At 26.2% G+C, this 26,352-nt stretch carries 20 protein-coding genes; 9 read left to right on the forward strand and 11 right to left on the reverse strand.

The features are described 5' to 3' along the window. Positions 1–198: 198 nt before the first annotated feature. Positions 199–1,422, forward strand: a complete 1,224-nt coding sequence (locus ACA134_RS06780) for an RNA-guided endonuclease InsQ/TnpB family protein (RefSeq protein ID WP_409199664.1) — start codon at positions 199–201, stop codon at positions 1,420–1,422. 54 nt (positions 1,423–1,476) lie between these two features. Here the strand turns inward: ACA134_RS06780 and ACA134_RS06785 are convergent, their stop codons facing one another. The 7 genes from ACA134_RS06785 to ACA134_RS06815 all read right to left on the reverse strand — a co-directional run bounded on the left by ACA134_RS06785 (position 1,477) and on the right by ACA134_RS06815 (position 15,776). Continuing rightward, positions 1,477–1,674, reverse strand: a complete 198-nt coding sequence (locus tag ACA134_RS06785; RefSeq protein WP_409199665.1) for a 30S ribosomal protein S17e — start codon at positions 1,672–1,674, stop codon at positions 1,477–1,479. Beyond that, positions 1,667–1,993: a chorismate mutase gene (locus ACA134_RS06790; RefSeq protein ID WP_409199666.1), complete on the reverse strand. Its 327-nt coding sequence runs from the start codon at positions 1,991–1,993 to the stop codon at positions 1,667–1,669. The genes ACA134_RS06785 and ACA134_RS06790 overlap by 8 nt, the downstream gene beginning before the upstream one ends. Before the next feature lie 95 nt (positions 1,994–2,088). After that, complete coding sequence (locus ACA134_RS06795) at positions 2,089–4,227, reverse strand: hypothetical protein (protein WP_409199667.1); 2,139 nt, start codon at positions 4,225–4,227, stop codon at positions 2,089–2,091. A 9-nt stretch (positions 4,228–4,236) separates the two neighbouring features. Further along, positions 4,237–5,106, reverse strand: a complete 870-nt coding sequence (locus tag ACA134_RS06800; protein ID WP_409199668.1) for a shikimate kinase — start codon at positions 5,104–5,106, stop codon at positions 4,237–4,239. Positions 5,107–5,251: 145 nt separating this feature from the next. After that, positions 5,252–8,881: a C1 family peptidase gene (locus ACA134_RS06805; protein WP_409199669.1), complete on the reverse strand. Its 3,630-nt coding sequence runs from the start codon at positions 8,879–8,881 to the stop codon at positions 5,252–5,254. Positions 8,882–9,021: 140 nt separating this feature from the next. Then, positions 9,022–12,315: a C1 family peptidase gene (locus ACA134_RS06810; RefSeq protein WP_409199670.1), complete on the reverse strand. Its 3,294-nt coding sequence runs from the start codon at positions 12,313–12,315 to the stop codon at positions 9,022–9,024. A 257-nt stretch (positions 12,316–12,572) separates the two neighbouring features. Further along, positions 12,573–15,776, reverse strand: coding sequence for a C1 family peptidase (locus ACA134_RS06815; protein ID WP_409199671.1), 3,204 nt, complete (start codon positions 15,774–15,776; stop codon positions 12,573–12,575). Between the two features lie 248 nt (positions 15,777–16,024). Between ACA134_RS06815 and ACA134_RS06820 the strand changes: the two genes are divergently transcribed. The 3 genes from ACA134_RS06820 to ACA134_RS06830 all read left to right on the forward strand — a co-directional run bounded on the left by ACA134_RS06820 (position 16,025) and on the right by ACA134_RS06830 (position 18,657). Further along, on the forward strand, positions 16,025–16,279 hold the full coding sequence (locus ACA134_RS06820; RefSeq protein WP_409199672.1) for an MJ0307 family thioredoxin: 255 nt from the start codon (positions 16,025–16,027) through the stop codon (positions 16,277–16,279). A gap of 34 nt (positions 16,280–16,313) precedes the next feature. After that, entirely contained in the window at positions 16,314–17,405 is a 1,092-nt protein-coding gene (gene cbiD, locus ACA134_RS06825) for a cobalt-precorrin-5B (C(1))-methyltransferase CbiD (protein WP_409199673.1), read from the forward strand. 169 nt (positions 17,406–17,574) lie between these two features. Next, positions 17,575–18,657: a glycosyltransferase family 4 protein gene (locus tag ACA134_RS06830; protein ID WP_409199674.1), complete on the forward strand. Its 1,083-nt coding sequence runs from the start codon at positions 17,575–17,577 to the stop codon at positions 18,655–18,657. On the opposite strand, the gene ACA134_RS06835 is transcribed toward ACA134_RS06830, so the two are convergent. Next, positions 18,649–19,191 carry a DUF2284 domain-containing protein gene (locus ACA134_RS06835; protein ID WP_409199675.1) on the reverse strand — a complete coding sequence of 181 codons (543 nt, stop codon included), beginning with the start codon at positions 19,189–19,191 and terminating at the stop codon, positions 18,649–18,651. The genes ACA134_RS06830 and ACA134_RS06835 overlap by 9 nt on opposite strands. Positions 19,192–19,372: 181 nt before the next feature. Here ACA134_RS06835 and ACA134_RS06840 point away from each other — a divergent pair, with 181 nt between their 5' ends. The 3 genes from ACA134_RS06840 (at position 19,373) to ACA134_RS06850 (ending at position 22,587) form a co-directional block, all read left to right on the forward strand. Next, positions 19,373–19,588: a hypothetical protein gene (locus tag ACA134_RS06840; protein ID WP_409199676.1), complete on the forward strand. Its 216-nt coding sequence runs from the start codon at positions 19,373–19,375 to the stop codon at positions 19,586–19,588. 385 nt (positions 19,589–19,973) lie between these two features. Continuing rightward, positions 19,974–20,444, forward strand: a complete 471-nt coding sequence (moaC, locus tag ACA134_RS06845) for a cyclic pyranopterin monophosphate synthase MoaC (protein ID WP_409199677.1) — start codon at positions 19,974–19,976, stop codon at positions 20,442–20,444. Positions 20,445–20,505: 61 nt separating this feature from the next. After that, entirely contained in the window at positions 20,506–22,587 is a 2,082-nt protein-coding gene (locus ACA134_RS06850) for a DEAD/DEAH box helicase (RefSeq protein ID WP_409199678.1), read from the forward strand. Here the strand turns inward: ACA134_RS06850 and ACA134_RS06855 are convergent. The 3 genes from ACA134_RS06855 to ACA134_RS06865 are packed head-to-tail and all read right to left on the reverse strand — an operon-like array spanning position 22,584 to position 23,675. After that, positions 22,584–23,078 carry a DUF308 domain-containing protein gene (locus ACA134_RS06855; protein WP_409199679.1) on the reverse strand — a complete coding sequence of 165 codons (495 nt, stop codon included), beginning with the start codon at positions 23,076–23,078 and terminating at the stop codon, positions 22,584–22,586. The genes ACA134_RS06850 and ACA134_RS06855 overlap by 4 nt on opposite strands. A gap of 16 nt (positions 23,079–23,094) precedes the next feature. Beyond that, the gene (locus tag ACA134_RS06860) at positions 23,095–23,400 is read right to left on the reverse strand and encodes a DUF2098 domain-containing protein (RefSeq protein ID WP_409199680.1); all 306 of its coding nucleotides are present in this window, start codon (positions 23,398–23,400) and stop codon (positions 23,095–23,097) included. A 14-nt stretch (positions 23,401–23,414) separates the two neighbouring features. Continuing rightward, complete coding sequence (locus ACA134_RS06865) at positions 23,415–23,675, reverse strand: PRC-barrel domain-containing protein (protein ID WP_409199681.1); 261 nt, start codon at positions 23,673–23,675, stop codon at positions 23,415–23,417. Positions 23,676–23,774: 99 nt separating this feature from the next. On the opposite strand from ACA134_RS06865, the gene ACA134_RS06870 reads away from it, so the two are divergent. After that, positions 23,775–25,433, forward strand: a complete 1,659-nt coding sequence (locus tag ACA134_RS06870) for a tRNA uridine(34) 5-carboxymethylaminomethyl modification radical SAM/GNAT enzyme Elp3 (protein ID WP_409199682.1) — start codon at positions 23,775–23,777, stop codon at positions 25,431–25,433. An 81-nt stretch (positions 25,434–25,514) separates the two neighbouring features. Further along, positions 25,515–26,234, forward strand: a complete 720-nt coding sequence (gene deoC, locus ACA134_RS06875; RefSeq protein ID WP_409199683.1) for a deoxyribose-phosphate aldolase — start codon at positions 25,515–25,517, stop codon at positions 26,232–26,234. Positions 26,235–26,352: the final 118 nt, after the last annotated feature.

The raw sequence follows: 26,352 nt of genomic DNA on the forward strand, positions 1-26,352 counted from the left end.
ATTGTAATCATTTTAAATTATTGTTTTATTAGTTTATTATTGTTTTTTAATCTAAGGAAGCATTTATATATGGTTATTACTAAATTAATTAGTATGAACTTGTTTATATGATTTTTTTATTATATTGGGCAATGTTTTTTAGTATAATGAATGTTAATGAAAAGGAGTTTTCTTTAAATGTTTTGTTTGGATGGTGTTTTGAATTTTAAGGAAGTGAATCGTAGTGTTAAAGTGCGTATTTATCCTGATGATGAACAAGAAGATTTGTTTAATCAAAATATTGGTTGTGTAAGGTTGGTTTATAATCATATTCTTAGTGAAATGATTTATGATTATAAAATCGCTAAACAATATCATACTGGTCCTGTTAATCTTAATAATCGTAAGTATTGTAATATGAAGCTTACAAATCTTAAGAGAAATGTTAATTATGGTTTTTTGTATGATGTGGAATCTACTAGTTTGCAATCTGCTTTTAATAATCTTATTCAAGCTATGAAAAACTATTTTAGTGGTAGATCTAATTTTCCATATTTTAAAAGTAAAAAGCATGATGATAAGTTATCATTTAGAATAATAAATAATAATGTTATTGAAACTAGTAAAAATCATTTACGAGTCAATAAATATGGGTGGATTAAATGTAAAGGTTTACGTAACATTACAGGTAAAATACTGTCTGTAACTATATCATGTGTAGGTGATAAGTGGTTTGCAAGTATTAATTATAAAAATTCGATTGTTACTAAATTTGAAAAGACAAATAAAAGTGTTGGTGTGGATTTAGGGATTAAAAATCTTTTAACATTATCTAATGGTGAAGTGAAAGCCAAACTTCAACTCCAAAAATTAGAAAACAAAATACAAAAAGAACAAAGAAAAATATCCCGAAAAACAAAAAACAGCAACAATTGGAAAAAAAACAAAAAAAGAATACAAGAAAAATATTTAAAGCTTAAAAATACGAGAAAAGATTACATACATAAAATAACCACAGAAATAATAAAAAAATACGATAAAATAGTAATCGAAAACATTGAATCTCGTAAAATGATGAAAAAAACACCCTTGGGTAAAAAGAATAAAACCACACTATCCAAAAATATTGCGCACTCCTCATGGTATGAAATCATAAGACAACTAAAATACAAAGCCGAATGGTATGGAAAACAAATAATACAAGTCAATCCCAGAAACACTTCTAAAAAATGCCACAAATGCGGACACACCAACCAAAAACTAAAACTAGCTGACAGAACATGGACCTGCAACAAATGCAAAACACGACACGACAGAGACATCAACGCAGCCAAAAACATCCTAAAAAAAGGACACAAAAAAATATGTACCGTTGGAGAAACGGGAATTCAAGCTCGTGCTACTATGGTTCATAAGAACCATCTAAACAAGAAAAACCAATAAAATATTTTAAACATAAAATAAAAAATAAAATAAAAAAATAATTATTGGACAGTCTCATTCTTCTCTTTTTCTTAAGACCATAAGTCTTGTAACATATCCAGCAATTTTGTTTCTTAAATGTTTAGTACTTACAGTAGAGTATTCCATGACTAATTTTTTATTTTCATCAAAATCAGTTGTAAAAACTCCTTCATGAGTTTCTATAAGTTCTCTAGACAATCTTTTAACAAATGAAGTTCTAATATTACCCATTCTCATTCCTCCTTAAAATTTCTTCTTGCTCATTTTTACTTAAAATAGTTAGCATATTCATAATTTCTGATAAGATTTCTTCATCAATATTCTTATCAATAGCTAATTTATTAACTTTATCATGTAAAGACTTTTCCCTTTCTTTATCATAAATATCCATATCTAAATATTGCTTTGCAAATACTATATCTTTTGCAAGAGAAGTTCTGCGATAAATCAAGTCTACTAAGTCATTATCAATTTTATCAATTTGTTTTCTTGAATCTTCAAGAAGTTTTAAGGCTTCTTCCTTATTTTCAAACAATGTATTTTTACTCATTTTGAAAAACACCTAATTGATAATAATATAATTTATTGATATTTTAGTATTTAAATTATATAGGTGGATTTTTAGTAAAAATTTTAAAATCTTTACTAAATTAAACCATTATATTTTAAAAATGCAATCATTTGAGAGTAGGAATTTTCAACACTACCACTAGCTATTGTTCCATGAGCTGTTACAACTTCACATGTTACAGCAGGAATACCATTTAAATTAGCTACATCTTCAACAGCATCTGAATATTTTACACCAACAGCAGAATATATTAAATAATCATGTCCTGTTAAAGAAGCAATTCCTTTTGCCATATTTGCACTTTCAACTGTTGGAGAATATGTACCCATAGCTACATTTTTACCAGGATCTCCTCCAGGTCTTGTACAATGGAAATCACCTAATGCACTTACACCATATTCTATAGCTAAATTAATTACATTATTGGATACAGTTCCTGGATTATTTGCAACTCCATTTAAATTAACTCCATTATAATACCTTTCATTACTTGATGTCATAGCTGGTGCAATAAATGGAATAATATAAACTGTACCTGAAACTGGATTACTTTCTAAGTAATTTATAAGTTGCATTATAGCTACTTGAGAAGATAATTCATTTCCATGAATACCTGAAAGCATGAAAACTGCATCTCCAGATCCTCCTTTAACTGTTACCATTGGAGTTCCTGATTTAGCTAAGCTAACAATTTCTTTTAATAAATCTGAATTTGGTACATTATTATAAATTAAAGAATTTTTAGATAAATCTCCACCTGTATCCCAGTTGTGTAAAGTTAATTCAATTGAATTTTTAACAGATATATGATTAGAAGCTAAATTAACACTATCATTACCTGCAACATAATATGAAACAGAATATTCACCAGAATTTAAAGTGATATCTAATGTAGCTATTCCTTCTTCATTGGTTCTTCTTGTAAAAAGCTCACCATTTACATTAAAAGTAATGGTTTCATCATTTAATTTATTACCTTGACCATCAACTAAGGTAACTTGTAGATAATTTCCATCATTAAAAATATTAGATAAATCTTTACCAAATAAAACAGGTAATACTTCAATTATATTAGAAACAGATAATCCATTATATTGAGCAGTTATAATATATGTATTTGGATTTAAATTAATAGATAAACTAGCTATTCCCTCATTATTTGCAGTTCTATTATAAAAAATACCATTAATATTAAAAGTTACATTTTCACCAATAGCTAAATTACCTTCACTATCTAATACTTTAATTGTATATTGTGTTCCATTTTTATAATATTTAATAATATTTGAGTTTTCTATTAAATTAGAGAAAACTGTAATAAGATTAGAAGATTCTTCACCTGTAACTGTATTAAAAGAAGTTATAATATATGTATTAGGATCTAAATTAATATTTAAACGAGCAACACCTTTACTATCAGTAGTTCTAGTATAAATTACACCATTAATATTAAATCTAACATCAGTATTTGCTAAAGGGCTACTATCATAATCTAAAAACTCAGCATAATACTGAGAATCATTTTGAAACATTTTATTTAAATTACTACCATTTATTGTAGATAAAACTGTAATAAGATTTGAATCTCTATCTCCATTTTTATTAATAGCAGTTATAATATAAATACCAGGATCTAAATTAATATTTAAACTAGCTACACCTTTACTATCAGTAGATCGAGTATATAATACACCATTAATATTAAAATTAATATTAGAATTTATTAAAAAGCTACCATCACTATTTAAAAACTCAGCATAATATTGAGAACCATTTTGAAACATTTTAACTAAATTATTTCCCGAAATAGTAGATAATATAGTTAATTTATTCTCTATTGTATTAGATGCTGAATACAAATCATTACCTTTAAAAACTGCAGTAATATTATATTCGCCTGAATCTAAATTAAGATTTAAAGAAGCCATACCATTAATATTAGTGCTACGATTATATTCTACCCCTGAAACAGTAATTGAAATATTTTGATTAGCTATAGGAGTATTATTTGAATCATATAAATATACTTCATATTTAGATCCATCTTTATAATACATTTCAATATCATCAGCCTCTAATAAAGTCCCTATTTCTTCTGAGTAAACATTATTATTTATTTCATCTGCTGTTTCATTTAAATCACTAGCAGAAATGCCATTAATACTAATTAATAATATTAAAGCTAGTAAAAAGTATTTATAAGCTTTTTCCATATTTACACCTTATTTAAAAACACATCCTTTATTATTTATTTTTGTTTCAATGATTTCCCCTTCAAATTGTGACCAAGATTCTTTAATATCATCAATGTGTTCCTCTTCACAAACTGCAATAAAAGAAGAACCAGTACCAGATAAACCTGATGCATAAGCACCTGAGCTTAATGCTTCAATAGCTATTTGAGAATTAAAATTTAAAGCTGATGCATATATCAAACCATTTAAATTTAAAGCTTTAAAATAATCACCAGATTTAGCTATTTCAAATGCAGTTTCAACTAAAGGTGAAAGTAATTTCATTTTACTAACATCAGAATCAGCTGATGAGGAATGAAAATTAGGCATAAAAACTAAAACTGGTAATTCATCCATATTTTCTTTATGAATAATTTCCCTATACTCATTATTTGTTACAGTAACACCACCAAAGTAAGATGCTGTAGCATCATCAAATGCACCAGTTATTGTAACTCCTGCCTCAAGTGATGAGTCGATAGCTAAATTGATAATATCAAAATCATCTAAAGGTTTTTTATTGAACTCGTGGCTGATAATACTAGATAATCCTAAGACAATACCATTAGATAATGCACTACTACTTGATAAACCTGAACTCATTGGTAAATTAGATTTAGTTTTAATTTCAAAACTTATATCTTCATTAGAAATATTGAAATAATTTAATACATTTTTAACGCAAATTTCCATTAAATTTGTACTAGCACCAATATCTGAACTAAATTTCATTTCACCATTATTTGTAGATTTAAAATCTAAAATAATATCCAAATCAATACCAAAAGCTGAACCATAACCAGTAGCTATTGCATTTATGATTGTTGCTGAACCAATTGCAGAAACTCTTTTTTTCAATAAATCACCATAAAAATCAGAAGAAAAATCTTTTTTAAACATGATTATTTAATAAAATTATCCAATATAAATTTTATGGGTGTTTTTATATAAAAATTAGAAAATAAAAATAAAAAAAATAAGAGATAGTTTTTAATTATCTCTTTTAAGATTTTACAGTTACATTATTAGATGTAGCATATTCATTGTAATTTACTGTTGCAATGTATGATCCAGGATTTAAATTAATGTTTAATTTAGCTATACCATCATCACCAGTAATTCTATAATAAAATACACCATTAATATTGATTTCAACTGTTACATTTTTCAATGGATTACCTTGACCATCAAGAACTAATATATCATATGTTTCATTATTACCAAATGTTTTAACAAGATTACTAGTAAAAACTGTTTGTTTAACTTCGATATTATTACCTAGGCTTAAACCATTAAAAGAAGTGGTTATAGTATAATTACCAGGATTCAAATTAATATTTAACCTAGCAACACCACTAGAATTAGTAGTCTTAGTATATATTACACCATTAATATTAAAAGTAACATTAACATCTGCTAAAACATCACCATTTAAGCCAAATACAGTTACATCAAACTGTGTACCGTTCTTATAATATTTAACAAGATCTTTTGAAAGGATTGTTGAATTAACAATAACATAGTTATTACTACTTGCATTATTAAATTCATCTCCACCATTAAAGAAAACGCTAACTGAATAATTTCCAGGATTTAAATTAATATTCAAACTAGCTATTCCAGATTTATTAGTCTTTTTTAAATAGCTAACACCATTTATTGTAATGTTTATAGTTTTATTATCTAAAGGATTACCTAAGCTATCAAATAAACTTACAATAAACTGACTTCCATCTTTATAATACATTGTAAAATTACTTGCTTCAAGAATTACTTCCTTCTCATCATAAGCTACTGTATAAACTTTTAAACAAGCTGTAGCATTATAATCAAGCATGTCTTCCCAATTTTCACCATCTATACTCCAAAAAGATGTGTTCTCTTGTAGATGCATCCTACTAAATCCAATATGACCAATAAACTTATCAAATGCAATAATTTCATTTGCCATAAATGGTAAAGTTTTTGATTTTACAATAACTTTAAAAAGATCTCCATCATTAATAGGAATATATTTATCTAATTGAATAGTACTAAAACCAGGATAATAAGTTTTACCTACTTGACTATGTTTTAACTCATCATTAACATAAACAAACAGCTCATAGTCATTATCATATCCTTCAAAATAAGTACCGATAGCTGCAATTAAATCATTACCATATGCTTCAAATTGATTAGCATAATAATAAACATCTTCATCATTTAAAAAGCCATATTTTCCTGTCCAATCATATTGATAGTTCTTATTATAAGCTATTGTATTATTAAAGATAAAACCAACTGAAGGATCATAACAGAATTTTGTATCATAATAAGAGACATAGAAATACCCTTTATCTCCCCAATCTTCTCCCCAGCTATTTTGGACTATAAAAGCACCATCACCAGGAGTTTCTTGAACAAAATTATATTTACTGTAATTATCATCCCAACCAACTACTGTAACTTGATGATTAGGATTGTAAGAATCATAATAATAAAATGCACCAGTAGTAGAATTAAAATAATCACTTGTTATCTCACCTACAGAAGAATCAGGCATATGTATTCCAACAGATAGTGCACCATATTTAATAAGTGCATCTTTAATTAAATCATTATCTAATGAATTCTCACGTGGAGGTACAATAATAAGATCTTGAACATAAATTTCACTTATAATAAGTGGAGATATTTTACCTAATTCATCATAGCTATCATGTTCACTAATTAAAGGACCAAACCAATTAAGAAGATATCCAATACCCATTGTTTCTGAAAATCCACCTTCAGTTGCAAGTAAATCTCCAAATATTGAATATCTTAGCATTGCATTTTGAAGGTTATTTTCTGAGAAATCATAAAGTTCCCCGGTTGACTTTAATAATGCAGATTTTAAAGCAGTTAATGTTCCAAATGCCCAACAAGCACCCATAGATCCTTGATTTTTAACTGGACTAATCCATCCGAAATCCCGTAAATCAAATCTAAAAGGTAAATTTTCTAATATTAAAGAATTATTAATGAGTTCTATTTTTGCACCTTCACCAAACATTATGCTAACATAATATGTGTTGTTTGTAGAAATAGTATCATTATTAAATTCATTATTATTTAATATAATCTCTTCATCAAAATAACTAAATATAGCACTTCCTTCAGATGCAATATTATCTTTAAAAACATTATTATTCAATAATAAACTAGAATCATAGCTATAAATAGCTCCACCTAAACTATAATCAGATTCTAAACCATTATTTAAAAAAGTAGAATTTTCAATAAAAGCATCAGACATATCTAAATATAGTGCTCCACCAAATATTCCTCCTTCACCATCATATAATCCTTTATTTCCAGTGAAATTAGATCTAATAATTTTTATATTAGTAAATGAAGCATATATTGCTCCTCCATCATATTCAACTAGATTATTAATAAAATTAGAATCAGATATATTTACTCCACTTAATGTGTTTAATGCAACTATAGCTCCTCCAAATCCTGATGAACAGTTAATAAAATTAGAATTATCAATGATTAAATATGTATCTGAGAAGGATGAATCAGTAAAAATTGCTCCTCCATTAGCAGTTGATTTAGTATTAGTAAAATTAGAATCTAATATAATACAAATACCATCTTTTATACCTATTGCACCAGCAGTTTGATTAGCTATTAAATTACTAAAGCTAGAATTATAAATAGTTAAATTTCCACCATTATTATGAATAGCTGTTGAATATTTAGCTGATGTATTAAAAAAAGTAGAATTATTAATTATTCCTTCACCACGAGAAATATATACACTTCCCCATGTAGCATCATTAGCTAAAAATATACCATCATTTATATAATATTTTCCTGATATAAATAATGCTCCACCCATATCTGCAATATTATATGCAAAATCAGTTTCATTTAAAAATAATTTACCTGAAGAATAAATAGCTCCTCCAACACTTTTTGCAGAATTATTAATAAAATCATTACTATACACCTCCAAATTACCTGAAGAATAAATAGCCCCACCATAATTTGCAGAATTAATTAGGAAATCTGTAATATCCATAGACAAATTACCTGAAGAATAAACAGCTCCACCATACTCTGCAGAATTGTGAAAAAAGTCTGTAAATTCCATAGACATATTAGCTGAAGAATAAACAGCTCCACCATACTCTGCAGAATTGTGAAAAAAGTCTGTAAATTCCATAGACATATTAGCTGAAGAATAAACAGCTCCACCATATTTTGCAGAATTATTTTCAAAATAAGAATATTTTATATTAATATTTGTATTATTTGAATAAATAGCTCCACCATTACTTAATGTAAATCCATTTATTAAATTCAAGTTTCTTATTGTTACATTATCTCCGGTTATTTGAAATATTCTTGCTTGGCCATTACCATCTATTGTATAATCATCACCATCTAAAATAAAATTATTATGACTTATAATAACCCCATTTACAAGATTATTATCATCATTATCATATTTAAAGTCTTTATCTAAAACTAAAGTATCACCATCACCATAACTATCAATTTCACTTTGAAGTTCTGTAAAATTACCTTCTTGTGCTGATACTAAGCTAGTAGCAAAGACAAATATCATTAAAACTAATAAAAATTTCATTAATTTCATTATAAACCTCCAATTTATAAAAAATTTAATATCAAATTAATTATTGTTTTTTAAAGAAAATATATTTTTCTAAAACAATATTATAAAATCATTATGAAAAAAAGAAAAAAAATTTAAGAGATAGTTTTTAATTATCTCTTTTAAGATTTTACAGTTACATTATTAGATGTAGCATATTCATTGTAATTTACTGTTGCAATGTATGATCCAGGGTCTAAATTAATGTTTAATTTAGCTATACCATCACTACCTGTAATTCTATAATAAAATACACCATTAATGTTAATTTTAACTGTTACATTTTTCAATGGATTACCTTGACCATCAAAAACTAATACATCGTATGTTTCATTATTACCGAATGTTTTAACAAGATTACTAGTATAAACAATGGATTTAACCTCAATATTGTTACCTAAGCTTAAACCATTAAAAGAAGTGGTTATAGTATAATTTCCAGGATTCAAATTAATATTTAACCTAGCAACACCACTAGAATTAGTAGTTCTATTATACAATACACCATTAATATTAAAAGTAACATTAACATCAGCTAAAACATCACCATTTAAACCAAATACAGTTACATCAAACTGTGTGCCATTTTTATAAAATTTAATAAGATCTTTTGAAATAAAAGTAGATTCAACATCTATATAATTTTCAATACTTGCATTATTAAATTCATCTCCACCATCAAAGAAAACACTAACTGAATAATTTCCAGGATTCAAATTAATATTCAAACTAGCTATTCCAGATTCATTAGTCTTTTTTAAATAGCTAACACCATTAATAGTAATATTTACAGTCTTATTATCTAAAGGATTACCTAAAGCATCCAACAAAGTTACAATAAACTGACTACCATCTTTATAATACATTGTAAAATTATCTGCATTAAGGAAAACTTCTTTTACATCATAAGCAACAGTATAAACCTTCAAACAAGCTACAACATTACTATCATATAAATCTTCCCAATTTTCCCCATCATCACTAAAAAAAGAAACATTCTCAACTAAATGAACTCTAGTTTCATCAGCTTTCATAAATGGTACTGATTTTGATTTTATAACAACTTTAAAAAGATCTCCTTCCTTAATAGGAATATATTGATCTAGTTTAATAGTACTAAAACCAGGATAATAAGTTTTTCCAATTTGACTATATTTTAACTCATCATTAACATAAACAAACAACTCATAATCATTATCATATTCTTCAAAATAAGTTCCTACAGCTGCAATTAAATCTTGTCCATAGGAAATATATTCATTAGCATAATAGTAATAAGAATCGTTTTCAGCTATAGCAGATTCACTTTTTCCTGTCCAATCATATTGATAGTTCTTATTATAAGCTATTGTATTATTAAAAATAATACCCACAGATAAAAAAGAACAGAATTGTGTATCATAGTATGAAACATAATAATATCCTTTATCACCCATATTTGTACCATAACTATTTTTTATAATGAAAGCACCATCACCAGGAGGAGTAATAGCAAAATTATCTTTACTATAATTATCATCCCAACCTACAATAGCTACTGCATGATTACAAGGATCTGTACCATCATAATAAAATGCACCATTATCATTTAAATATATTGGATCAAATTGCATACTTATTCCAACAGTTAATGCACCATATTTAATAACAGCATCTTTAATTAAATCATTATCAAGAGATCCATTACGTGCAGGTACTAAAATAACATCTTGAATATGAATACTGCTTACAATAAGAGGAGATATTTTTCCAAGCTCATCATAAGTATCATGTTCAGTAGGAAGTGCACCAAACCAATTTAAAAGATATCCAACACCTAAAAATGAAGGTAATCCTCCTTCATCTGCATCTGCAGACCCATAGATAGAATATTTCAACATAGCATCTTGCATATTATTTTCTGAAAAATCATATAATAAACCAGCAGATTTTAATAAAGCAGATTCTAAGGCAGCTATTGTACCAAATGCCCAACAAGCGCCCATACCACCTTGATTTTTAACAGGACTTACCCATCCAAAATCACGTAAATCAAATCTAATAGGTAAATTTTCAACAACAATCGAATTATTAATAAGTTCTATTTTTACACTGTCTCCCATTATCATGCAAACATAATTAGTATTATTTACTGAAATGGTATCATTATTGAAATAATTATCATTTAATATAATTTCATCACCAAAATGACTAAATATAGCAGTTCCTTCAAATGCAGTATTATTTTTAAACACATTATTATTCAATAATAAATCTGTATCATAGCTATAAATTGCTCCACCTAAACTATAATCAGATTCTAAACCATTATTTAAAAAAGTAGAATTTTCAATAAAAGCACCAGACATGTCTAAATATAATGCTCCACCAAAAGCTCCTCTTTCACCATCGTATAAATTTTTATTTCCTGTGAAATTAGATCGAAGAATAGTAACATTAGCAAAAGAAGTAAATATTGCCCCACCATCAAAAAGAGCAGAATTATTAATAAAATTAGAATCAAATATAATTAAAAAACCATCTTCCATAGTATTTAATGAAACAATAGCTCCACCAAAACCTGAATAACAATCAGTAAAATTAGACCTACCAACAGTCAAACTTGTATAAGAATCAGAAACATCAATGAAAATAGCTCCACCATTTGCTTCAGATTCAACATTATTAAAAGTAGAATTAATTATAATACCATTACCATTTTTTATACCAATAGCACCAGCAGTTTCATTAGCAAACAAATCAACAAAAGTAGAATCAAATACCGTTAAATTTCCACTAATAGCATGTATAGCTGCTGAATATTTACTTGAAGCATTAACAAAAATTGAATTACTAATAACGCCCTCAGAACCTTGAGAAAATATAGCGCCCCATGTAGCATTATTGCCAATAAATTTTCCATTATTTATATTATAATTAGATGAATATGCATATAAAGCAGCACCTTTACTTGCTTTATTATTTATAAAATCTGAATCTTCAATAAATAAAGTTGCATCCTCAAAATATATTGCACCACCATTAACAGTAGCATAATTATTTATAAAGTTTACATTTTTTATAGTTAAATTTGTACCTGCTAAACCTATAGCTCCACCAATAGTAGATAAACCATTTATAATATTTAAATTCATTATAGTTACATTATTTCCACGAATAAGGAAAACTCTAGATTGATTATTTCCATCAATCGTATATCCTTTACCATCTAAAAGAAAGTTATCATTATCTATTATTATACCATTATTATCCTCATTACTATTATGCGTATAATTTTTATCCAATTCTAAATCATTATCATCACCAGCATTTATAATTTTGTCTCCAAGCTCTGTAAAATTACCATCTTCTGCTGATACTAAACCAACAGAAAATAAAAAGACTATACAAAACAATAAAATCTTCTTTTTTTCCATGTAAAAACTCCTTCATTTTATATTTAACAACCACATCCAAAAAAACAGATGCTAAATTTAGTATGATTATTTTAATAAATATATATTTCCAATAAGATTAAAACATTAAACAATTTAATCTATTTAAAAAAAATATTGTTTTAAAATAGTGAATTTACTGATAATCATGATAATAAATTATTATTTATCAAAAAATTATTTAAAATATAAAAATTAGAAAATAAAAAAAATTAAGAGATATTTTTTAATTATCTCTTTTAAACTTCTACAGTTACATTATTAGATGTAGCATATTCATTGTAATTTACTGTTGCAATGTATGATCCAGGGTCTAAATTAATGTTTAATTTAGCTATACCATCACTACCTGTAATTCTATAATAAAATACACCATTAATATTGATTTCAACTGTTACATTTTTCAATGGATTACCTTGACCATCAAAAACTAATACATCGTATGTTTCATTATTACCAAAAGTTTTAACAAGATTACTAGTAAAAACTGTTTGTTTAACTCCAATATTATTACCTAAGCTTAAACCATTAAAAGAAGTGGTTATAGTATAATTTCCTGGATTTAAATTAATATTTAACCTAGCAATTCCACTAGAATTAGTAGTTCTATTATACAATACACCATTAATATTAAAAGTAACATTAACATCAGCTAAAACATCACCATTTAAATCAAATACAGTTACATCAAACTGTGTGCCATTTTTATAAAATTTAACAAGATCTTTTGAAATAAAAGTAGATTCAACATCTATATAATTTTCAATACTTGCATTATTAAATTCATCTCCACCATCAAAGAAAACACTAACTGAATAATTTCCAGGATTCAAATTAATATTCAAACTAGCTATTCCAGATTCATTAGTCTTTTTTAAATAGCTAACACCATTAATAGTAATATTTACAGTCTTATTATCTAAAGGATTACCTAAAGCATCCAACAAAGTTACAATAAACTGACTACCATCTTTATAATACATTGTAAAATTATCTGCATTAAGGAAAACTTCCTTAGCATCATAAGCAACAGTATAAACCTTCAAACAAGCTACAGCACCATAATTATATAAATCATTCCAATCTTCACCATCTTCACTATAAAAAGAAACATTCTCAATAAAATGAATTCTAGATCTATTTGTCATAACAGGTACTGTATTTGATTTAATAACAACTTTAAAAATATCTTCTTCTTTAATAGGAATATATTGATCTAATTGAATAGTATTAAATCCAGGATAATAAGTTTTACCAATTTGACTATATTTTAACTCATCATTAACATAAACAAACAACTCATAATCATTATCATAATCTTCAAAATAAGTACCAACAGCTGCAATTAAATCATTACCCTCTGAAACAAATTGATTATAATAATAATAAACATCTTCTTCATCTAAAACATAAGTTTTTCCTGTCCAATCATATTGATAGTTCTTATTATAAGCTATTGTATTATTAAAAATAAAACCAACAGATTCAGAAGTACAGAATTGTGTATCATAGTATGAAACATAATAATATCCTTTATCACCCATATCTGTACCATAACTATTTTTTATAATGAAAGCACCATCACCAGGAGGAGTAATAGCAAAATTATCTTTACTATAATTATCATCCCAACCCACAACAGTAACCGCATGATTACATGGATCTGTACCATTATAATAATATGCACCATTACTATTTGAATAGATTGAATCATGATGCATACTTATTCCAACAGCTAATGCACCATATTTAACAATAGCATCTTTAATTAAATCATTATCTGAAGAATTTTCACGTCCAGGTACTAAAATAACATCTTGAATATGAATATTACTCACAATAAGAGGAGATATTTTTCCAAGCTCATCATAACTATCATGTTCAGCTATTAAAGGACCAAACCAATTTAAAAGATAACCAATACCTATAATTGAAGGCAAACCTCCTTCAGTTGAAAATAAATCCCCATATATTGAATATCTTAACATTGAATCTTGCATATTATTTTCTGAAAAATCATATAATAAACCAGTTGATTTTAATAAAGCAGATTCTAAAGCAGCAACAGTTCCAAAAGCCCAGCAAGCACCCATATCACCTTGATTTTTAACAGGACTTACCCATCCAAAATCACGTAAATCAAATCTAATAGGTAAATTTTCAACAACAATCGAATTATTAATAAGTTCTATTTTTGCACCCTCATCCATTATTATGCAAACATAATATGTATTATTTGTAGAAACAGTATCATTATTAAAATCATTATTATTTAATATAACATCTCCATCAAAATAACTAAATATAGCACTTCCTTCTGATGCAACATTATCTTTAAAAACATTATTGTTCAATAATAAACTAGAATCATAGCTATAAATAGCTCCACCTAAACTATAATCAGATTCTAAACCATTATTTAAAAAAGTAGAATTTTCAATAAAAGCAACAGCCATATCTAAATATAATGCTCCACCAAAAGCTCCTCTTTCACCATCGTATAAATTTTTATTTCCTGTGAAATTAGATCGAAGAATAGTAACATTAGCAAAAGAAGTAAATATTGCCCCACCATCAAAAAGAGCAGAATTATTAATAAAATTAGAATCATAAATACTTAAAAAACCATTAAACACAGTGTTTAATGCAACAATAGCTCCACCAAAACCTGAATAACAATCAGTAAAATTAGACCCACCAACAGTCAAACTTGTATAAGAATCAGAAACATCAATAAAAATAGCACCACCATTTGCTCCAGATTCAACACTATTAAAAGTAGAATTAATTACAATACCATTACCATTTTTTATACCAATAGCACCAGCAGTTTCATTAGCAAATAAATCAACAAAAGTAGAATCAAATACCATTAAATCCCCACCGCTAACATATATAGCTGTTGAATACTTACTCGAACTATTAACAAATAATGAATTATTAATAACACCCTCAGAACCATCACAATATATAGCAGCCCATGTAGCATTATTACCAATAAATCTTCCATAATTTATATCATAAGATCCTCCAATTGATATTAAAGCTGCACCATATTCTGCTTTATTATTTATAAAGGTCACATTTATTAGATTTAAATTTTCACCTGATGAACGTATACCTCCTCCATTTATAGAATAACCATTAATGATATTTAAATTCATTATAGTTACATTATTTCCCTCAATAAGGAAAACTCTAGATTGGTTATTTCCATCAATCGTATATCCTTTACCATCTAAAACAAAATTGTTATTATTTATCTCAACACCATATTTATTATCATTACTATCATATGTATAATTTTTATCCAAATCTAAATTATTATTATCACCAGCACTTATGATTTTGCCTTCAAGTTCTGTAAAATTGCCATCTGCTGATACTAAACCAACAGAAAATAAAAAGACTATACAAAACAATAAAATCTTCTTTTTTTCCATATAAAAACTCCTTCATTTTATATTTAACAACCACATCCCAAAAAAAATAGATGTTATAGTTATTATATTTTTTTTAATAAAAATAACTTTTCAACAATATTACAACATTAAACAATAATAATTTATTAATTAAATCAATTAACAAAACCAAAAAAAATAGTAAAAAAATTAAATGAATTTTAAAGCGAAATCATTAAATATTTTATCAAACATAAATATAGATTGATAAATAAATAGGAGATAATATTATGAGTACAAAAATTGAAGTATTTTCAACAGATAGCTGCCCTCACTGTCCTGCTGCAGTACAAGTAGCTGAAGAGGCTAAAGCAGAATTAGGTGACATCGACTTAGAAGTTGTAAAAATTGTTGATGATGAAAGCAGACAAAGAGCAATTGATTATGGAATAATGGCAGTTCCAACTATTGTTATCAATAACAATGTAGAATTTACTGGAGCTCCTACTAAAGAACAATTAATTGAAAAACTTAAATCATTATAATTACTTTTTTTACTTTTTTTTATTTTAAGATTTTATGAATTTAGAAACAAATGATTGTAGTATAACAACAGGTAGTATTGCAACTGCTACTGCTTTAAGTGGATTACAAAGTATTTTAACAAATGAAAATATAGCTATTGTAGAAATATCCACCCCTACAGATATTATTAATGTAGAAATTAAAGAAAATAAGAAAGTTTCTAAAAATATTGCTAAATCAATAGCAGTAAAATATCCTTATAATGATCCTGATGTTACAATTAATTTAGAGATTGTTGCAACTGTTGAACTATTAGATAAAGTTAATGATGAAACAGTTATAATTACTGGTGGAAAAGGAATAGGTAAAGTTACAAAACCAGGCCTTCAAGTAGCTGTTGGAGATTATGCAATTAATCCCATACCTCTTAAAATGATTAGAAAAAATTTAGAACCTTTAATTCCAGAAGGTAAATCTGTTAAAGTTGAAATTTCAGCACCAGAAGGAGAAGAAATAGCTAAAAAAACTATGAATCCTAAACTTGGAATTATTGGTGGAATTTCTATTATAGGAACTACCGGAATAGCTAGATCCATGTCTTCTAAAGCCTATAAAGATTCTATTGCCTATCAAATTGATGTAGCTATTGCTCAAAATTTAGATAATTTAGTTTTTACACCAGGTAATATTGGAGAAGGTCTTGCACAAGAGAAATTAAAGGTTTCAAAAGATCAAATTATTCAAACAGGTAATTATGTTGGATTTATGTTTAATAATGCTTATGAGAAAGGTCTTAAAGAATTCACATATTTCGGCCATATTGGAAAGTTAGTTAAAGTAGCAGGTGGAATATTTAATACAAAACATTCTGTTGCTGATGGCAGACGAGAAATTGTAATTACTTATGCTGCATTAAATGGTGCTTCAAGAAATGTTTTAGAAGAAATTTATGAATCTAAAACTACTGATGATATGTTTGAAATATTAAATAGAGAAAATTTAAGTTTAAAAGTTTCAAATGATATTGCAAAAGCTATTAAAAATCTTTGTAAAAGTCAATTTGATATTGATTTAAATGTTATTTTAGTAGATATGACTGGACATTTCTTAAATGAAAATTTTAATTTAAATCAATTTAATTTATGAGTATTTTAATTAACAAATTTTATTGGTAAATAAGAATAAATGTGTACATACACACATACAGAAATATTTATTTTAATAATTAAGTAAATAACAACTATTTTTTAGAAAATATTAAATAATTTCTCAAATAAAAATAGCTATAACAAATCTTGTTTAAAGGAATTAAAAAATGAAAATAGCTATGGTAGGGCAATTCCCACCACACATTGGAGGAGTTGGAACTCATATTTACAGACTTTCTAAAAAATTAGTTCAAGAAGGTCATGAAGTTTATGTAATTACATATCCTCATAAAGATATAAAAAATATCGATGGAATTAATGTAATAGCTACTGAAGGCATTAATATACCAGGTCTTAGAGGGATTTTATTTTATTTAAATGCAAAAAAAGCTTTAAAAAAGCTAGTTAAAGAAAAAGATATTGATATTATACATGGTCATTACCTATTTCCTGCAGGTCTCTCAGCAGTTGAAGTTGGAAAAAATGAAAATATTAAAACTTATATTACATCTCATGGATCAGATATGTTTGAAATGTATAAAAATCAGTTTTTCATGAGACCAATTATAAAAAAGGTTTTAAAAAATGCTGATGTTGTTTTAGCTGTTAGTAATGCATTAAAAGATGAAATAATAAAAACGAATGTTGATAAAATTAAAGATAAAACTCGTCTTTATTGGAATTCTGTAGATATAGATCAATTTAAACCAAGTAATGAATTTAAATTTAAAAAAGAGTTAAAATTAGATAATAAACCAATTGTATTATTTATTGGTAACATTATTAAGCGAAAAAATGTTGAATCTTTAATTGAAGCTAAAAAATCTTCAAAAACTGATTATAATTTAGTAATTATTGGTGATGGGCCATTATTAAATAAATTAAAAGAAAAAGTAATTAAAGAAGATATTAAAGATGTTATTTTTACAGGTCCAAGAAAAGATATAAGTGATATAATTCCAAGTTGTGATTTATTGGTTTTACCATCATATTCTGAAAGCTTTGGTCTTGTTTTAATTGAAGCTCTTTCTTGTTCAAAATCAGTTATTGGAAGTAATGTTGGTGGGATTAAAGAAATAATTACAGATGATGTTGGTCTTTTAATTGATCCTAAAAATCCTCAGGATATAGCTATTAAAATTGATGAAATATTATCAAATAATGAGTTAAAAGAAAAATTTGAAAATAATGCTCGCAGTAGAGCAGAAGATTTCTCAGAAGTTAAAATTCCATATGATGAGCTAAGATAAAATACCACAAACTAATATTAAATATTCTGGTAATTTATAATCTTCAATCCATTTCATTTCAAGACCTAAAAGTTCACGAGCTGTCTTTTCAACATCTCCACCTAAAGATTCTATAGAATGTCTTAATTTATCTTTATGTATACATTCTTCATTATTTATTTTAGCACAACTTTCACATAATGAACATAGACCTGCACTAAGAGCTAAACTATTATTATTTTCTATTTCTAATAATTCTTCAAGTAGCTTATTTTTTTCTTTCCTAAATGATTTAACAATAAATGCATTTAGTTCTTCTTTTGAATATGTTTTATCTAATAATTCTTTATTAAAAGAGAATTTTAAACCAATTATATGAAAATTATCATATTTTTTCCAAATATCTATTGGATTAAAATCAAATGGAGGACAAGTCCAATTATTTTTATATTCTGGACAATTTTTACAAAAATCGAGAAAATAATCAATATTTACAAAGTTTTTCATATATTCTTCTGTTAATATTTCTGCTTCAATCTTTTTTATTTTATACATTTTATCATCACAATAATTAAAAAATATTAATCTTAATACATTAATAAACTAACTATTTGTAATAATATGTTTAAATTTAAATTATAAAAAAGTTTAGATAATTCTATAAAAAATAAAGAAAAATAACAAAATTTATTTATGATTAAAGTAATAATCAATAATACCAAGGGAGGTGAAAAAAATGGCTAGTCAAATACTTGCAGCAATATTGTCTTTAATTCTTCCAGGGTTAGGACAAATATATGGAGGACAAGGATTAACAAAAGGTATAATCTTTATCGTAATAGCTTTAATATTTTATGCAGTAGGAGCAGGCGTTTATTCGTTTGTATGGTTATTATCAGCTATTTTTAACATTTATGCTGCTTATGATGCATATGTAAATGCAGCTGATTAATACTTTTTCTTTTTCTTTTTTTCTTTTTACATATCAAATAAATTAAGTAATATTTTTTTAAAATAGCAAATAGATAATTGAAAAATAATTTATTTCGAATTTTATAAATTTAAAAAGAGTATAACAGGAGATATAATCGTGTTTATCATGTTTTTGCGGTTTTCATGTGAATACATTATTTCTCCCATTATTAAATATCCCAACTTATATTTTAGAGATTTATATAAAGGTTGATTTTATATTTTTTAAGGTGATATGAAAAAATATTCATATCGTATGATAGTTTGTATTTCAAGCATATAAAGGTTTGCCTAAAATTTACTAAAAAAACATATCTGATACATTAATATATATCAAAAATAAATTTTTAAAAAGGAATGATTATATGGAAAATAAAAAATTTACCCACCTTAAAGATGAAGGAGTCCATATGGTTGAAGTTGGATCTAAAAATGTCCAAAAAAGAACAGCTATTGCTCAAGGAAGAATTTATTTAAGTGAAACTACTATTGAAAAAATTAACTCAAATAATATAGAAAAAGGTAGTGTTTTAACAGTAGCACAAGTAGCTGGTATTCAAGCAGTTAAAAAAACATCTGAATTGATTCCACTTTGCCATCCATTAAATATTTCAGGTATTGAAATTGACTTTGAACTTAAAAAAACAGAAATTACATGTATTTGTAGTGTTAGAATTGATGGTAAAACTGGTGTTGAAATGGAAGCTATCACTGGTGTTAGTGTTGCTCTTTTAACAATTTGGGACATGGTTAAATCAGTTGAAAAAGATGAAAATGGACAATATCCTAATACAAAAATTTCTGAAATTGAAGTTATTAAAAAAGAAAAGATCTAAATTTAACTTATTACTAATCAAATACTCTTAGAAAAACACTATTATAAATAAAACTTAATTAATGATTATTATGGAAAATCTCCCTGAAAATATTCGAAAAATCATAAAAGAAACTTATCCTTATATTAAAAACTTTAATCCTGCTCAAAAAAAGGTTTTGGAATCAGGTTACCTAGAGGATAATTCTAATTATATAATAGCTATTCCTACAGCTAGTGGTAAAACTGTTTTAGGAGTTATGGCTGCATTAAAAACTATTTTAAATGGTGGTAAAGCTATTTATGCTGCACCTTTACTTTCTATTCAAAATGAAAAAGTAAAAGAATTTAAAAAGTTTGAAAATTATGATATTTCAGTAGGTAGGCATCCTTCATCCTCTGATTTATCAATTATGGTTTTTGAATCATTTGATTTGTTAACACGTTTTTCATGGAATACATTAAGGGAAATTGATACATTAATTATTGATGAATTTCATATGCTAGGAGAATATTCAAGAGGCCCAACACTTGAATGTGCAATAACAAGAGCTAAAAGAATTAATCCAAATTTAAAAATCGTAGCATTATCTGCAACACTTAAAAATATGGAAGAAATTCAAAATTGGTTAGAATCCACAGTAGTAGAACATGATTACAGACCAGTTCCATTAATTAAAGAAGTATTAGATAGTGAAATGTTTAATACAAAAAATAAAAATGATGTTGTTGTAAAAGTTTTAGAAAAAGCTATTGAAGATAATGCTCAATCATTAAGTTTTGTATCTACAAGAAGATTTACAGAAAGTCTAGCTAGCTATGTTTCTAAAAAAATTGCTAAAAAGATTACAAAAGAACAAAAAATCAAGTTTCGACAAGTAGCTGATAAAATATTAGAAGTTCCAGAAAAGAAAGGATCTAAACCTACTTCTACTTGTTTAAAATTAGCTGAATCTGCAGAAAATGGAGCAGTATTTCATCATGCAGGATTATTTAATGAACAAAAAGAAATTATTGAAGAAGAATTTAGAGAAGGTAATATTTTAATGATTTCAGCTACTCCTAGTTTAATGTATGGAGTAAATTTACCTTCAAAATATGTTGTAATAAGAGATTATACACGTTGGACATCACAAGGCCCTCAATCAATTCCAGTATTTGATTATGAGCAAATGTCAGGTAGAGCAGGTAGACCTCAATATGATGACATGGGTTTTTCATATTTAGTAGCTAAAACAAATCTTGAAGCATTAGATTTAGAAGAGCGATATATTCATGGTGAGATTGAACCTACAAATTCTAAATTAATAGATAATAAAGATGCAGTTTATAAACAAATTATTGCACAAATTGCTTCTAGTTTATCTAAAAATATGGAAGAGTTGAAAGAATTCTTTGAAAGTACTTTTTATGGTTTTCAAATGAATAGTAATCCTTCAATGAGTTTTTTTGCATCTGAAAGTTTACAATATGAAATAGAATCTGCTTTAGAATTTCTACTTCAAAATGGAATTATAAGAGCTAGTCCTGAAGGTTTAAAAACTACTGATTTTGGAAATTTAATAGCTAAATCAAATTATAGTGTTGAAACTGCTGTTAAAATTAAAAATTACATTAATGATGTAGATGAAATTAATTATAATGAATTAATTTATGAACTTGCAAAAACACCAGATTTACCTCAAATATCATTTAAAGGTAGAAAAAGTAAAGATCCTGTTAGTGAAAAGCTTGCTGAATCAGGACTTTTTGCAGTAAATATTGGAAACAATGAAGCTACTACTGTTTCATTAATTGAATGGATTAATGAGAGAAGTGAATTTGAAATTGAAACAAAATATCATGTTTATTCTGCAACAACCAGAAGATGTGCTTATGAAGCATCTTTACTTGTTAAATTTGCAAAAAGTACATCAGAAGTTCTTGGAAAATATGCTTACTTAAAAGAATTAGATTATTTATCAGCAAGACTTTATTATGGAGTTAAAGAAGATATAATTCCTTTAGTTTTAGGTGTAAAAAGATTAGGAAGAAAACGAGCTAGAACTTTAGTTAAAACACTTGGTGATGATTTAAGACCATATTCTGAAAAAGAATTACAAAAGATTGACGGTGTAGGTCCAACTCTTGCAAAAAAAATAAAAAAATTTGTAGAAAGTAATTAAAATACTTCCTCACTAACACATAATGAAACACCATCAATGATTAAGCTTACTCCAATGAGTATAGCTACAAATAATGGGTTATCTATTGCTAAAAATCCAATGATAATAGTAAGAATACCTAATATTAACATTAAAACAGATGCTACTTTTGCAATATTTGCAATTCTTGATACAAGTCCAAGAATACCTGCAATAAGCAACATAAACCCAGCAATATACATATAAAAACCAATTAATATATTAAATAAAGCTATGTTAAAGAATAACATGAATCCACATATTAATCCTAAAATACCTATTAAAACATAAGCTGCTGAAGTCCATTTATTTAAATTCCATAAACCTGCTCCAGCCATTATGTAATAAACCCCTAAAATAACAAATGCAATACCTGCAAATACAGATAATACTAATTCACTAGCTATTGGAAATATCATAACTAAAATACCCAATATTATTGCTATAATCCCAATTATTTTTTGATTATCCATTTTTATCACCTTAAAATTAGCCTCCTCCTTCGGCACCACCAGAACCTAATTCAGCATTTTCAAATCCATCATGCATTTGTTTAATACTATCAGCATCTACTTCTTTAGGTTCTACTGATTTTTTATCCTTATTTCTAATATCTTTGGAATCTAAAACTTCAAGCAATTCATGAGAATACCATAAGTCTGGTTTTTCAAGTTTAATCCATTGATTATCACCTTCAATTTTCATATCAGCAACTTCACCAATAGTACCTGTACCAGTATATCTTACATATTCTCCTACTTTAATTAGATTACCTCTAGCATCAAAAATTTGCAATTAGAACACCATAATTATTGATATTCTTGTTCTTCAATTTGAATAGATTCTACTTTTTCAGGAATTAAAATATTAAGTAAAATATAATCCCCAATAGTATTAATATCTTCAAAATCTATTTCAATTTCATCATTAGAAATAAAATTTTTTTTCAAAGATAAAATTAATTTAGTAAGTTTTCCAGTTTTTTCATCAAATTCAAAATCGACTACTTTTCCAACTTCTTTAGCTTGGTTATCTAATACAAGGATACCAAGTAATGATTTTATGCGCATTTTTTATCACAACATTAAATTTTTTAAAATAAAGTACAATAATAATTATATCTTAAAAAATATATATAATTAACTAGTAAAAAAGCACGAGGTTATTTAATGAAAAATGCATGTCGAATAATAATTGATAATATATTAAATGGAAATATAAAAAGTCGACATGAATTAGAAAAGGAAAAAAGACAACTATGTCGAGATTTAAATTTAAAAAAATTTATGAGTAATTCTGAAATTTTAGAAGCAGCAAACTTTAAAGAAAAAGAATTAGTTTCAAGTATTTTACAGAAAAAACCTACTAGAACTATTTCTGGTGTTGCAATCGTAGCTGTAATGTGCCATCCTCATGATTGTCCTCATGGAAGATGTTTATATTGTCCTGAAAGTAAAGTAGCTCCTCCAAGTTATACTGGTGAAGAACCTGCAGCTTTAAGGGGGCGAATGTTTGATTTTCATCCCTATGTTCAGTGTTTTAATAGATTAAAACAATTAAAAAAGGTAGGTCATCCCATAGATAAAGTTGAATTAATTATAATGGGTGGAACCTTTCCATCACGAGACACATCGTATCAAGAATGGTTTGTAAGTCAATGTTTAAAAGCCATGGTTGATTTTGGACTAATTTTAGAAAATAATCCTAATGAAGAAGAATTTGAAATAAATAAAGAAAAAATTAGAGATTATGAAAAAGGAATTTTAAAAACTTATCTTCCAAATGATTATGTCTTAATAGAAGATGTTCAAAAAGCTAATGAATCATCTAAAATTAGATGTATTGGAATGACATTTGAAACACGTCCTGATTATTGTAAAAAAAACCATATAAACCATATGCTTGAAATGGGTGGAACAAGAGTTGAATTAGGTGTTCAAACATTATCCGATGAAATTTATAAAAAGGTTAAAAGAGGCCACACTTTAAAAGATGTTAAAGAAGCTAATCAACTTTTAAGAGATTCTGCTTTTAAAGTAGCTATGCATATGATGCCAGGGTTATTATCAAATCCAGATAATGATCTTAAAATGTTTAAAAAACTCTTTAATAATAGTGACTATAAACCTGATATGTTAAAAATATACCCTTGTCTTGTTACAAAAGGTAGTGAATTATATGATATGTGGCAAAAAGGAGAATATACTCCTTATAATGACGAGGAAGCTATTGATTTAATAGTTAAAATAAAAGAGATTCTTCCAAAATGGGTTAGAACTATGCGTATTCAAAGGGATATCCCCTCTACTTTAATTGAAGCAGGTGTTCAAAAATCAAACCTTGGAGAGCTAGTTTATAATACCCTAGAAGAAAAACATATTAACTGTAAGTGTATTAGATGTAGAGAAATTGGCCATAAAAAAACTAATCTAGAAGCAGAAGATTTCAAAATGTTTACAGAAAAATATTCAGCTTGTGGTGGGAAAGAATATTTCATATCTTATGAAGATGCAAATGAAGAAAATATAGCTGGTTTTTTAAGATATAGAAATCCATCTGAAAATTTCTTTAGAAAAGAGATAACAGATAAAACTGGACTAGTTCGAGAACTTCATGTTTATGGAAATATGCTTAAAATAGGTAAAAAAGGAAATAATATAGGGCAACATATTGGTTTTGGTGAAAAATTACTTGAGAAGGCAGAACAAATAGCTATTGATTCTAATAAAGAAGAAATGTTAATTATTAGTGGAATTGGAGCTCGTAATTATTATCGTAAATTTGGATATGAAAGAAAAGGTCCATATATGGCTAAAAAACTAATATAGCTTAAATTTGAAAAAAGGAAAGTAATAAATATTAGTTCGTTACATATCTAACTATTATAGTATAAAGAGAATGTGAGAAAAATGTATAAATTTAAAAGTGCAAATGACTTAGCAAAAACATTAGAGTATACAAATTTAGATAATACTGCAACTAAAGATGACATGGTTGAATTTTTTAATAAAGCATCTGAATTTGACTTTAATTCAGTAATTGTAAGTCCATCTTATATAACATTAGCTAAAGAAAAATTAAAAGATACTGATACTAAAATTGGTACAGTAATAGCTTTTCCATTAGGATTTGAAACTACTGAGATGAAAGTTGAAAATGCTAAAATAGCTATGGATTTAGGTGTTGATAGCATAGATATGATGTTAAATCTATCTGATTTAAAATCTAATAATTATGAAGCTATTGAAAAAGAAGTTAAAGCTGTTAAAGAAGCTATTGGCGATAAAGTTTTAAAAGTCATAATTGAATCTAAACAATTAGTTGATGATGAGAAGGCTAAAATAGCTAAGCTATTAGAAAAATCTGGAGTAGATTATATTAAAACAAGTACAGGTTTTAATGGAATTAATAACTTTTATGAAAATATACATGATATTAATATACTTAAAAAGAATGCTCCAAAAACTAAAATTAAAGCTGCTGGTGGAATAAGTGAATATAAAGATGCTTATAGAATTCTTTCATCAGGAGTAACAACTATTGGATCTTCATCTGCTTATGAAATTATAAAATCTTTTGAAACATTAGTTAATAATGAAGATGTAAAACAAGAAATGTTAAAAGTTTAAATTAATTTTTAAACTGAATTTTTTATTTTTTTAATTTTTTCAATTTTTAATAATATAATTTCTAAAACACAAACTATTTTTTATAAAATCAATAAAGTAAATATAACTTAAGTAAATA

Source organism: Methanobrevibacter sp. DSM 116169 (assembly GCF_046197865.1).
GTDB lineage: Archaea > Methanobacteriota > Methanobacteria > Methanobacteriales > Methanobacteriaceae > JAHKLT01.